The organism is Dyadobacter sp. OTU695, assembly GCF_038440355.1.
Lineage (GTDB): Bacteria > Bacteroidota > Bacteroidia > Cytophagales > Spirosomataceae > Dyadobacter.
The window spans coordinates 145,628-159,081 of sequence record NZ_JASATN010000004.1 but is presented as its reverse complement, the minus strand read 5'-3'; the positions used below and the strand labels follow the sequence as shown (position 1 = coordinate 159,081).

Here is a 13,454-nt window from a genome sequence, read left to right as displayed (position 1 = left end):
ATGGCGACTATTGTTGGTTGAGTGTGCTGGTTGTTTCATTCATCAGATCGATCGCTTTCAGGAAATAGGATTCTATCACCTTCATTTCTTCATCGGAAAATGACGCAATCAATGCCTCCGACTTGTTGCGGAACTCTTTGTAAAGCGGTTCGAGCAAGGCCATGATGTTTTCAGTGACGGGTTCCACCAGGACCTTCCTCCTGTCGTTTTCGGCAAACTGCCTTTTCACAAGGTTTTTCTTTTCAAAACGGTCGATCAGGCCGGTAACCGCACCGGTTGTCAGACCGGTCAGGCTGGAAAGCTCGCCCGCGGTCATCTGCCCCTTTTGCAGCAAAAACCCCAGGTACTTATGATCCGTACCCGAAAGCCCTGCCCTGCGGCCAACAGTTTCATGCATTTGAAGAGCGCTGTATGCATAATGCTGGCTCAACCTCCTCACCTTGGTAACCAGGTCGTCTTCCATTATTTATCTTGATTAGTAAATATCTTAGTTACAAAGATAAATTTTTTCTCAGTAATTTTCCAAGTAAATCTTTCCGCGAAGGAAAAATCCACCCAAAAAAACAAATCCCCGTCGGGCCACTCGCCGGCGAGGATTTGCAATAAAGACCAGGCAAACCGCCTGACTTTCTGGTTATCTCATTCTGCCCTCAGTGACACACCCGGGTTAATCAGGGCGGCTTTAATGCTCTGGAAACTGATCGTACAAAGTGTGACGGCCATCGCGCCCAGTCCCGTTGCGGCAAATATCCACCAGGACGGTTCGATACGGTAGGTGTATTTTTCCAGCCATTGGCTCAGCAGGTAATAGGCTAACGGTGTAGCGAGTCCAAAGGCGATTGTGACCAGGATAATGAACTCGTTCGACAGCAGTTTCCAGACATTGAAAACCGAAGCACCGAGCACTTTCCGGACGCCGATTTCGCGCGTGCGCTGCTCGGCGATAAAGGACGACAGCCCAAAAAGCCCCAAACAAGAGATTAAAATAGCCAGAACGGCGAAGAAATAGGCAAGTCTACCCACGCGCTCTTCCGCTGCGAATTTCGACGCGTAATCTTCGTCGGCAAACTTGTATTCGAAAGGTGCAAGCGGGATCAGCTTTTTAAATACCCCTTCAATGCGGGGCAATGCCTCGTTGATGCTCATATTGGGATTGATACGGATATGCATCCAGTTAGGCCCTCCGTGTGCTTTGATCATGAACACCGTAGGATAAGTAGGCTCATAGGGCGATTCCATGACAACATCTTTAATCACACCCAATATCCGGTAATGCATAACCGGCCGATCCTGAAACTTCCAGCTTACCGGTTCTCCAACCGGGTTTTTGAGCCCCATGTATTTCACAGCCGCCTCATTAACAACAATGCCCGACGAATCCGAAGCCAGATTTTCCGAAAAGTCCCTGCCTTGCACAAACTGCCACCCGACCGTCCGGCCATATTCAGAGCTGACCATCAGCGTACCGAAACTTTCATTAGCGGAAGGGCTTTTACCGCGCCACTCAAAACCATCGTTGCCCGACGATACCTCGGTGACTTTTCCCATGGATTCAGCGATATCGGTTACTGCGCCGGTGCGCCGGAGTTCGCTCCTGAGCAGGTCATGTTTGCCATAAAAATCTCCCGATTTCATCTCCACCATCAGAAGCCCTTCCCGCGTGTAGCCCGTGGGCCTGTTTTTGGCGAACTGGATCTGGCGGAAAACGATAATGGTACCGATCACGAGCGTTACTGACACCGTAAACTGAACGACGACGAGCACTTTCCGGGGGATCGACGCGAAACGTCCTGCCCGGAATGTGCCTTTCAAAACCTTCACAGGCTGGAACGAGGACAGATACAACGCGGGATAGCCTCCCGCCAGCATACCTGTGACCGCAATGAATCCCAGGCTCGCAGCCCAGAAGCCTCCATTCGTCCAGGGAATGTCCATTTGTTTGGCCGCCAGATTATTAAACCATGGCAATGCCAGAGAAACGGCGCAAAGTGATAAGACAAATGCAAGGACAACCACCAGGAATGATTCACTGAAAAACTGGTTGATCAGCTGCGCTCTCACCGAACCGATTGATTTACGGATGCCGACTTCCTTCGCACGTTTTTCGGAACGCGCCGTAGAGAGGTTCATAAAATTGATACATGCGAGCAACAGCACAAACCCGCCGATAATGCTGATCAGCCACACCATTTGGAGCGGCCCTTTATCCGGCATGCCACGCTTGAAATTATGCAAATGCCAGTCGCGCATGGGCAGAAGAAATACTTCCGGTTTGTTTTTGGCTATTGCTGGAAAACCGGCGAGGTTTTTCATCTCCGCTTTCTTAATGTCCGCGGAAAGCTGCTCGAAATCGACGTCTGGACGGAGCTCGACATAGATTTTCATGAAATGGTTCTGCCAGTCGGTCGTTGCGCGCTCCCTGATCCACGGGTTATCGAGCTCCCAAAGTACGAATGGGGCCAGAAACCTGACCTGACTGAATTGTGTGTTTTGCGGAAGGTCTTCGTACACGCCGGTAACGATCACATCGATTTTGTTGCTGATTTTTAACGCACGGTTCACCGGATCAACGTCCCCGAACAATGCAAGGGCCGTCGATCTGGCGAGCATTACCGAATGCGGATCGCGCAAACCCGCACGCGTACCGTACACCATGTGTAAGGTGAGCATTTCAGGAGCTTCCGGATCCATGAATAATCCTGAGCGCGAAATCTTGCTTTCCCCGGCCGACAGCACATAGTCAACATCCCAGGATGCCGCTACAATGTGTTTAAAATACTCCTTATAATTGGTTTTCAGCTCGGTCATCAACGGATATTGTACGGAGGAATTAATGCCTACACCATGCTCTCCGAACTCCCGCGAGCGTACCTGCGCAATGCGTTCGTAATTTTCATGATAGGTATTGAACGACAATTCATCATAAACCCACAGTCCGATGAGCATGGCCACCGCCATACCCGCGGCGAGTCCTCCGATATTAATAAATGAATAGACCTGGTTTCTGGCCAACTGTCGAAGCGCGATTTTCAGGTAATTGCGTAGCATGGTTCGAGGCAGTTTAGGAATGTTGTTCGGGGATTGTCAGATGTCGTTAGGAATAGTCAGCTTTGGTCAGGAATGGCCGGGTTTAGCCAGGGGATTAGGAATAGTCAGAGGTGATTAGTTTGGTCAGAAATAGTCAAGAGTAGTGAGGGCTTATCTGAACTGTCAGGGTCAGATACTGTTTTTGACTAAAAAAGTACGCCGCGGTATATGGGATAGCGATTTTACTTGCTGCGGCCAGTTTCTCGATGTGCTGCCTACCAATACTGTTCAAATTCGGACATCGCGCGTACGGGTTTGAACTACTATCCGGTCTTCTCCTTTCGTCCTTCATCCTCCAAATAGTAGCAAAAAGTGACAAAAAAAATAAAAATTTCACAAAACGGGCGAGGGTAGCGGCCCTGCAAAGTACTCTTATCATTAACCTACTTACATTACTGTATGAACCACAAGTATTCCGTAGAAAATAATGCTGGTGAGAGTGGCCCGGCGGGATTGGCGTCTGATTTCCCGGATTCCAGGAAACCTCCGGCAGACTTTGTCGATTCGGAGTTGTTTATCAAACAGGCATTTGCCACCGATCCTGCCAGGGGCTACGAACTCCTTTTCAAAAGATACTACAAGCAGTTGTGCAGCCATGCCGTACGTTTTGTGTATGCCCGGGACGTTGCCGAAGACATTGTCGTGGAGGTATTCAGTCAATTCTGGTCGAAGCAGCTCCATACGGCCGTTACCTCGTCCTACCGTTCCTACTTGTTCGCGACGGTGCGGCATGCGGCGTTCCATCATATGCGCAAAAATTTCGGCAAAGAATCGGCAACCGAAGAGCTGGGCGACCTTTCCGTGGCCGCTCCGGCCAATTCTCCCCAGCAGGAGCTGCAATTTCAGGAACTGGTGCTAAAAATCGAGCAAGTGATCCGGTCGTTGTCACCGCAAAACCAGAAGGTATTTCTGATGAGCCGGTTTGAGGGAAAGCGGAACACCATTATCGCCGAAGAGCTGGGAATTTCGGTCAAAACAGTAGAAGGCCACATCACCAAAGGGCTTTCGATCCTACGAAAAGCATTGCAGGATCACGGCCTGCTTTCTCTGATCCAGGTTTTACTCCTATTCGTCTGACAGCATAACGCTATCGGATATATGTCCTATTGAATTCAACGAAGTATGAAAAAATCACTTCTCTCCAAACAGGTCATCCAAAATTTCTTTGAAGGAAAAACGACCCGGATGCAGAACATCCTGATTCAGGGATGGCTCGAACACCCCGCCAACCGCGAGTTGTATTTTCAATGGCTGGAAGAATGGGAAACCGAAAATCCGCAGTTTACCCCGGATGTTGAAAGCGCGTACCAACGTTCACTATATACCGTTCACGAAAGCGCAGATATGCACGAGCCAGGAAAGCAAGCGTCTCCGCATCTCGCAACGTTGCGCGGGCGGCTTTACGTGCTCAAATGGGTAGCGGCCGCATCCGTTTTCCTGGCTCTTGGCGCGTATTTGCTTTCCGATTTCTGGCTGTACAAACAATATGAAACTGCCTACGGCGAGATCCGGACTGTTGTTTTACCCGATAGCAGCCGGGTTACGCTCAATGCCAATTCGGTACTGCATGTACCGCGTTTCGGGTTCGGAAGCGGGACGCGGGAAGTAAGGCTGAAAGGGGAAGCCGAATTTGCGGTGAAGCATACGGTCGAGCATAGCAAGTTCATCGTCCGCACACCCGACAAGCTGGAAGTGAGGGTGCTGGGGACCGAATTCATCGTATACAGCCGGGAGCGCGGCTCGAAAGTAGTGCTCAGCCAGGGAAGCGTGCAGCTGCGTTCCCTGAACGAGCCGAATCCGAAACCCATGTTGATGAAACCCGGCGATGTAGCAACGATGTCCACCCAGGGAACGCTGACCCTGAAACACAGTGAAAGCCTCTCGGCGCACCAAGCCTGGAAGCAGCGGCGGTTTATGTTCGAAAACACGCCGGTTTCAGAAATCGCCTATCAGATCAGCGAGCATTTCGGGGTGAACGTGATCGTAGCTGACTCAACGCTGGCCCGGCGAACGATAGGCGGTACATTCAATGCCAGCGACCCCGCCAATGTTTTGAAAGTCCTTTCCGACGTGCTCAATGCGCGTGTCACCCACTCGGGCAAGGACGGGGCCGAGACCTTTGTGCTCGACTCGGATCATTTGTAATTCCTTAATCATTCATAATCATGACGAAACTATTACACGTTAAAGTTCTGGTGGCCTTAATGATGGGATGCCTGTTGGATGGTGTCCCTCTCAAAGCCCAGCTGATGGCACAGAACCGTCCGAAAAGCAATGCGGTCCCTACCCAAATCCCCGGAAGCCGGATAACCCTGAGGGATGCTTTGATGCAGGTGAAAAAGCAATACAAGGTTGATATTCTTTTCGAAGAAAAACTGCTGGAAGGCATTTTTGTGACACCGGCGCAGGTCCAGCCAGGGCAGACCGTCGAGGCGAAACTGAACAATATCCTTCCGTCGGGCCTGCGCTTCAAAAAGGTCAGCAAGCAGACGTACCTGATCCTGACCTCTGCCGAGGATTCCAGAACGGGAGCGAAGCAAAACGAACAGATTATCCCCGGGGAAGCTTCCCCCGTTCCACAACAAACCTATACCATGTCGGTCCAAAGCAACAATTCCACGATGGAACTGACTCACAAAACGGTTGACAGAACCGTATCCGGCGTCGTAAAAGGCGAAGGTGGAGAATTGCTGCCTGGTGTGAGCGTGCTCATCAAAGGCACCACACGGGGAAGCACTACCGGTGTGGACGGCAAATACAGCATTTCGGTCAGCGACGAACCCAAAACGGAAGTCATACTGGTATTCTCCTATGTTGGCTACCAAAACCAGGAAGTGTCTATTGGCAGCCGCTCGGTAATCGATATTACGCTGGCTCCCGACCTGAAAAGTCTTGAAGAGGTGGTAGTAGTAGGCTACGGCACGCAAAAACGCGAACAGATCACTACGGCGATCGCGAGTGTGAAAGCCGAAGATTTTGTGAAAGGCCCGGTTCAGGACGCCGCCCAACTTATCCGTGGAAAAGTGGCCGGATTGAGCGTCATCACACCTAGCGGCGATCCTACCGCCACGGCGCAGATTTCGCTGAGGGGCAATGCGACCATCAACGCCAGCTCCGAGCCCCTCGTCCTGATAGACGGCGTACCCGGGGGCCTGAATACGGTAGCTCCCGAAGATATTGAATCCATAGATGTCCTGAAAGACGGCTCGGCAGCGGCTATTTACGGCACACGCGGCACGAACGGTGTTATACTGATTACCACCAGAAAAGTAAAAGGCGAAACGCCGGCGACATTGGAAGTGAACTCTTATTTCACAACCCAAAGACTTACCCGCAAGCTGGACTTCATGAATGTGGACCAGTACCGCGCATTGGCAGCCCAGGGAAAACCCGGCGCCATCGATTACGGCCACAGCACCGACTGGCTGGGCGCGGTGACACAGAAACCGCTATCGCAGGTGCATAATATCAGTCTGCGCGGCGGCTCACGGACCACCAATTATATAGTGAGCATGGAATACCGTCGGCTGAACGGCATCATGAAGAAATCAGACAATACGACGGTATTCCCACGCATTGAAGTGAACCACTCGATGTTTAATGGTTTGTTAAAAGTCAATGCCAACCTGAGCGGCTATCAGCAGAAATACTTCTCGATCGATGGCGGGCCTTACTCCGGGCTGGTGTACCGCAATGCGCTCACATTCAACCCTACCGAGCCATTAAAGGATGAAAACGGCAAATGGACGGAGCGCACCGACAAAACCGACTATATGAACCCGGTAGCGCTGATCGAGGAATCGAACGGGCAAAACCGCAATAACAACCTCCGTACTTACGGTACCATTTCGCTGGCGCCGGTGGAAGGACTGGAAATCAAGGCATTGTTTGCACGGGATATGTTCAACAGCACGCGGGGTTATTATGAAACCAAAAACCACTACTCCACCAGTAGAAACGGCCGGAACGGCTTCGCCTCGCGTGGTACGACCCGCTCGCAGGACGACCTCTTTGAATTTACGGCCAACTACAACAAGTCCATTCACGACCACAATTTCGTGATTCTGGCCGGGCATACCTGGCGCAGGTACAACACCGAGGAGTACTGGATGCAAAACTGGGATTTTCCCACCGACAATTTTTCTTACAACAACATCGGCGCGGGTTTGGCGCTCCGCCGGGGTCAGGCGCCCGAGTTGTCGGTGCAGTCCGAGAACAAGCTGATCAGCTACTTTTTCAGGGTGAATTATAGTTTTATGAATAAATACCTGCTCTCGGCCAGTATCCGTCACGAAGGCTCCTCCCGCTTCGGGGCCAACCACAAATGGGGTAGCTTTCCGGCGTTTTCACTGGGCTGGAATTTGAAAAGAGAAGCATTTCTGGAAAATTCAAACACCATATCCAACCTGAAACTCCGCGGAGGCTACGGGGTTACGGGTACCGAGCCGGGCAGTTCTTATATTTCTTTGAATAAGATTAATTTCAATACCAATGTGCTCATCAACGGCCAGTGGGTGCAGGCTATCAACCCATCCAACAACGCCAATCCCGACCTGCGCTGGGAACGGAAAGAGGAGGTAAACATCGGTATCGACTATGGCTTCCTAAACGAGCGCGTGTCCGGTTCAATCGATCTCTATCGTCGCACAACCCGTGACCTGATCGCGAACTTCCCTGTCCCTACCCCACCCTATTTGTACAGCACCATCACCGCCAATGCGGCTTCCATGGAGAACAAGGGAATAGAAATACAGGTGAATGCCATTCCCTTGCAAACCGCCGCATTTCGCTGGTCTACCTCTGTCAATTTCTCAACCAATGCGAACAAGATCCTATCATTATCGAACGACAAATTCGCATTAGCCAGCGGCTATTTCGATACAGGCAATACCGGCGAACCCATTCAGCAAACCACACACCGCGTGCAGGTAGGACAGCCGCTCGGCAATTTCTGGGGGTTCAAAACGATCGACATCGATGAAACCGGTCACTGGATCATCGAAGGAAAGAATGGCGAGCCCAAACCTATTGCCCAGCAGCAGGCCGACGACAAGCAGATCATCGGAAACGGCCTGCCGAAGCGGTATTTGAACTGGAATAACACATTGACCTACAAAAACTTTGACCTGAACATGACCATGCGCGGAGCATTCGGCTTCCAGATCCTGAACATGACCGAAATGTTCTGGAGCGCTCCGGTAATGCTCACCCGAGGGAACCTGCGCTCAAATGCCTACGACCCGATTTACGGCAAACGCCCCCTGGCCGACGACCAGTCGCTGAACTATGTGAGCTATTACATCGAAAACGGCAATTACTGGAAGATCGACAACATTACGGCAGGCTACAATCTTCGGTTGAAAAACAAATACCTCAGACATGCCCGCGTATACCTGTCCGTGGCCAACCTCTACACCATTACCGGCTACAAAGGCATCGATCCGGAGGTGGGTATCAGCGGCTTGTTCCCCGGTATCGACGACAAGAACCGGTACCCTGCTACCACCAGCTTCACAGCGGGTGTGATGCTCACATTCTAGTTTTTTAATCCTCATTTCAAAAAGCATATTCACGATGAAGCCATTGAAATCATATATAGGAACAGCACTGTTGCTGACCATAGCCGCCAGCAGCTGCAACAACGACCTGACCGAGAAAATCTACTCCGAAGTGACGGAGGATACCTATAATTATTCCAATGCTTACCAGGCAATGAGCATCAGTTATGCCACCATGCGGAACCTGATCTCGCACACGCATTGGTACATGGCGCAGGAATCCACGGCCGACGGCATTGTAATGCCTGCCAACGCGTCGGGCTGGGACGATGGCGGGATTTACAAACGCATGCACCTGCACACGTGGAATTCCGAAAACCCGCAGATCAACAGCATGTGGAACACCTTCTATTCGGGGGTGATCAATGCCAACCGGCTGATTGACCAGTTATCGAACAGCAAAATTGCAATTCCAGCCGGTGTTACCAAAGAGGCATTGATCTCCGAAATGCGGGCGGTAAGAGCATTCTTTTACTGGCTTATTGCGGACAATTTCGGCGAGGCGCCCCTGATCACCGACCGCTCCGAGGAGCTCCTTGAAAAAACAGGAAGGAAAGCGCTTTACCAATTCATCGTAAAAGAACTGACCGAATCCATTCCAAACCTGAGCGAAGAGCGAAACATGCTGCTTTACGGCCGTTTCAATAAATGGGCGGCCAAAACGCTCCTGGCGAACGTGTACCTGAATGCGGGTGTTTACGCGGGTGAAACCCAATGGGAGGAATGCCTTGCACAGTGCAATGACATTATCGCTTCGGGCAAATACCAGTTAGAAACCGGCCTGTCGGCGCCTTTTGTTACCGAAAATCAAAATTCGCCCGAGATCGTGTTTGCAATCCCATTTGAAGAAAACCTGGCAGGCGGGTTCAGCGCGCACATGTTTTCGTGGCATGCGTCGCTGAAAAATAAGGTGAATATGCTCGCAACGCCCTGGGGCGCGGGCTCGGCCAAGGGCGTGCCCCAGTTTATCAATACCTACGATACCGACGATCAGCGCCTGAAAGCGACATGGATGATCGGCCCGCAGTTTGCCGCAGATGGTGTGACGCCGCTGAAAGGCTCCTACGATCAGGCCGGCAAGAATGTGGTGCTCACCAATGAGCTGCCCGACGGCCTGTATACCGGCGAGGCCGAAGGTTACCGGATGAATAAGTTTGAAGTAAAAACAGGCGCTCAGGGTAGCCTGGGCAATGATTTTCCGCTCTTCCGCTATGCACAGGTCCTGATGATGAAAGCGGAATGTCTCCTGCGTACGGGTAAGGCGAACGAAGCGGCCGCAGTGGTGTCGCAGGTGCGCGCAAGGGCGTTTTCGGCCAAGCCTGTGAAGGCAACGGTGTCGGGCGCTGATCTGCAAAAAGGCAGCAGTTATCAATATGGATATGTCGAAAACTATAAAGTGACAGATCCCGGTAATGCCGTGCCGGTACAATACGGCAGGATGCTCGACGAGCTCGGCTGGGAATTCGCCTGGGAAGGTTACCGTCGCCGCGACATGATCCGTTTCGGGGTTTACACCACGAAAAGCTGGTTGTCGCATAAACCCAGCGGTGCATTCAGGGCCGTGTTCCCGATCCCGCAGATAGCCATCAATTCCAATCCAAAACTTACCCAAAACCCGGACTATAATTAGTTAATATGAAGCGAATGCTGATTGGTTGCCTGTTAATCTTCACGGCTGGCTTTGGGCCGGCAAAACACGTCGGCGGGCCGTTGGCGCAACCAGCGGCCGCTGAGACCAAAGTCCCGCAGGAAGTCATGCAGAAAATTTTTGAGGAAGTAAAAACCCCTTACAAATACGGCATCGTAATTCCCCAGCCCGACAGCGGCCGGATGGTCGACAGTCCTACCGTGTTCCGTAAAGGTGGCGTTTGGTACATGACCTACATTATTTTCGATGGCAGGGGTTACGAAACCTGGCTTTCCAAAAGTGATAACCTGCTGCAATGGACGCATTTAGGCAAGATCATGTCTTTCACCGAAAACACGTGGGATGCCACGCAGAAGGCCGGTTATGTGGGACTGGTCGACACCGAATGGGGAGGCAGCTACGAACCTGAAAAATTCGGAAATAAATACTGGCTCTCCTACCTCGGCGGTTCCGAAAAAGGCTACGAAGCAGGCAGGCTCGGCATTGGCATCGCCACAAGCACGGACCTGACCAAACCGGAAGAGGTAATGCGCCTGCCGCAGCCGGTACTTTCGGCCGTGGACAAGGGCGTCCGCTGGTACGACGACAAAACGATCTACAAAAGCCTGGTAATCCGCGACAAGGCCCGCAAAACCGGACATCCATTTGTGATGTATTACAATGCCAAAGGCGAAAAGGGCGACGCGAAAGGCAACGGTTTCGAAAGCATCGCCATGGCGGTTTCAGACGATATGGAGCATTGGAAACGCCTGGGCGATCAGCCATTGATCACCCGAAACACGGGCATTTGCGGCGACGCGCAGATTGCGAAGATCGGCGACGTGTATGTGATGTTCTATTTCGGGGCATTCTGGAAACCCGGCGCCTTCGAACGCTTCGCCTGCTCCTACGACCTTCAAAACTGGACCGACTGGACCGGCCCCGACCTGATTTCCTCCACCGAGCCCTACGACAAAACCTACGCCCACAAACCCTGGGTCGTCAAATGGAACGGCGTGGTATACCATTTTTACAATGCCGTAGGACACCACGGCCGCGTAATCGCCCTAGCCACCTCCAAAGAGCTCCAAAAAATCAAATAACCCTGACCATACCTGACCACACCTGACAAAACCTGACCACACCTGACAACCATCAAAATGAAAAAACTCCTGTTCGCTTTACTCATCGGCCTGCAAGCAACCGCCCAACCGGCCAAAGAAGTAAGCTATACACCCGGCAAAATCCCGCTCCGTTCGAATCCATACAGCGAGCTGCCATTAGGGGCCATCAAGCCACAAGGCTGGCTCAAAGAAATGCTCGTCCGCCAGCAAAACGGCTCCACCGGCAAGCTTGACGAACTTTATCCGCTCGTAATGGGTAAGCGCAACGGATGGCTCGGCGGCGACGGCGACCAATGGGAACGGGGTCCTTACTGGATCGACGGCCTGCTTCCGCTCGCATACATTCTCGACGACAAGGACCTCATTGCCAAAACCAAACCCTGGGTGGAGTGGGCGCTCGCCAGCCAGCAGCCCGACGGCTATTTCGGCCCGTCGAAGGATTATGGTCACGAACCCGGCGTGCAGCGCGACAACAGCCGCGACTGGTGGCCTAAAATGGTGATGCTGAAAATATTGAAACAGTACTATTCGGCCACCGGTGACCAGCGGGTGATCACTTTAATGACCAATTATTTTAAATACCAATTAAAAGAACTGCCATCAAAACCGCTCGATAACTGGACATTCTGGGCGCGGTACCGGGGTGCCGACAATCTAATGGTCGTGTACTGGCTCTACAACATCACCGGCGACAAGTTCCTGCTCGACCTGGGCAATATCATACACCAGCAGACATTCGACTACACGTATGCATTCCTGAACACAGACATGCTATCGACGCGCGGCAGCATTCACTGCGTCAACCTGGCGCAGGGCATTAAGGCCCCGCTGATCTATTTCCAGCACCATCCGGAGCAAAAATACCTCGACGCTACGCAAAAAGGCTTCGCCGACATCCGTAAGTTCAATGGCATGGCGCACGGCCTTTATGGCGGCGACGAAGCGCTGCATGGCAACGACCCCACACAAGGCTCGGAGCTGTGTTCGGCGGTGGAAATGATGTTCTCCCTCGAAAGCATCCTGGAAATCACCGGCGATGTAGGCTATGCCGATATGCTCGAAAAAGTGGCATTCAATGCGTTACCGACCCAAGCTTCCGACGATTTCATGACCCGCCAGTATTTTCAGCAGGCCAACCAGGTGATGATGACACGCCACCAGCGCAACTTCGACGTGAACCACGGCGGTACCGATGTGTGCATGGGCCTGCTCACCGGCTACCCTTGCTGCACTTCCAACATGCATCAGGGGTGGCCGAAATTTGTACAAAACCTGTGGTACGCTACTGCCGATAAAGGCATTGCGGCGCTAACCTATGCAGCCAGCGAAGCCACTATCAAGCTTGCGGGAGGTATTCAAGTGGCTGTAAAGGAAGAAACCTCCTACCCTTTCGAAGAAACCATTAAATTCACTGTAAATCCCTCTGCAAAAGCCATATTCCCATTCCATTTGCGTATTCCGGCATGGTGCAAAAAGGGTGTTATCAAGGTAAATGCCAAGGTCTGGCTGGAACCCGAAGGTAATCAGATCGTAAAACTGACCCGCGAGTGGGAAAAAGGCGATGTGGTGGAACTGACCCTGCCTATGCATATATTCAAAAATACCTGGGTCGAAAATTCGATTTCAGTCGAACGCGGGCCGCTTACCTATGCCTTGAAAGTGGGTGAAACCTCCAAACTGGTGAAAAACGATAAAGACCCGATCGATTACGGTTCCAGCTATACGGAGGTTCGGCCTACCACTCCCTGGAATTACGGATTGATACTCACGCCGGACAGCAAGCTGGAAGAGCAGTACAAATGGGAAGTTGCCAAACCGGTTTCCGGCTACCCATGGAATCCCGAGAATGCTCCGTTGCAGATCAGGACCAAAGCGCGGCGTATCCCCTCGTGGGGGTTGTATAATGAAATGGCCGGCCCGATTCCGTACAGCCTCACCTACCAGCTCGAAACTGATGAAAAGGAAGAAGACATTGTGCTGATTCCTTATGGTTGTACCAATCTGCGGATTTCACAGTTTCCGGTGATCCGTAAAAAGTAATTTTTGATATAAACCGAA

The 13,454-nt window shown here is 51.8% G+C and carries 8 protein-coding genes; 6 read left to right on the top strand and 2 right to left on the bottom strand.

The genetic code is table 11. The features are described 5' to 3' along the window. Positions 1-7: 7 nt before the first annotated feature. Both AAHB90_RS10815 and AAHB90_RS10810 read right to left on the bottom strand, forming a co-directional pair. A complete protein-coding gene (locus AAHB90_RS10815; protein WP_342085025.1) occupies positions 8-463 on the bottom strand; it encodes a MarR family transcriptional regulator in 456 nt (151 codons plus the stop codon). 176 nt (positions 464-639) lie between these two features. Then, on the bottom strand, positions 640-3,048 hold the full coding sequence (locus AAHB90_RS10810) for an ABC transporter permease (protein ID WP_342085024.1): 2,409 nt from the start codon (positions 3,046-3,048) through the stop codon (positions 640-642). A 438-nt stretch (positions 3,049-3,486) separates the two neighbouring features. On the opposite strand from AAHB90_RS10810, the gene AAHB90_RS10805 reads away from it, so the two are divergent. Genes AAHB90_RS10805 through AAHB90_RS10780 form a run of 6 tightly spaced genes read left to right on the top strand, consistent with a single transcriptional unit; the run spans position 3,487 to position 13,436 of the window. Then, positions 3,487-4,164, top strand: coding sequence for an RNA polymerase sigma-70 factor (locus AAHB90_RS10805; RefSeq protein WP_342085022.1), 678 nt, complete (start codon positions 3,487-3,489; stop codon positions 4,162-4,164). Between the two features lie 45 nt (positions 4,165-4,209). Next, positions 4,210-5,232: a FecR family protein gene (locus AAHB90_RS10800; protein WP_342085021.1), complete on the top strand. Its 1,023-nt coding sequence runs from the start codon at positions 4,210-4,212 to the stop codon at positions 5,230-5,232. A 20-nt stretch (positions 5,233-5,252) separates the two neighbouring features. After that, positions 5,253-8,627, top strand: a complete 3,375-nt coding sequence (locus AAHB90_RS10795) for a SusC/RagA family TonB-linked outer membrane protein (protein WP_342085020.1) — start codon at positions 5,253-5,255, stop codon at positions 8,625-8,627. Between the two features lie 34 nt (positions 8,628-8,661). After that, complete coding sequence (locus AAHB90_RS10790) at positions 8,662-10,275, top strand: RagB/SusD family nutrient uptake outer membrane protein (protein WP_342085019.1); 1,614 nt, start codon at positions 8,662-8,664, stop codon at positions 10,273-10,275. Positions 10,276-10,289: 14 nt separating this feature from the next. Continuing rightward, the gene (locus tag AAHB90_RS10785; protein ID WP_342085018.1) at positions 10,290-11,375 is read left to right on the top strand and encodes a glycosylase; all 1,086 of its coding nucleotides are present in this window, start codon (positions 10,290-10,292) and stop codon (positions 11,373-11,375) included. Positions 11,376-11,432: 57 nt separating this feature from the next. After that, entirely contained in the window at positions 11,433-13,436 is a 2,004-nt protein-coding gene (locus AAHB90_RS10780) for a beta-L-arabinofuranosidase domain-containing protein (protein ID WP_342085017.1), read from the top strand. The last annotated feature ends 18 nt before the right edge of the window (positions 13,437-13,454 follow it).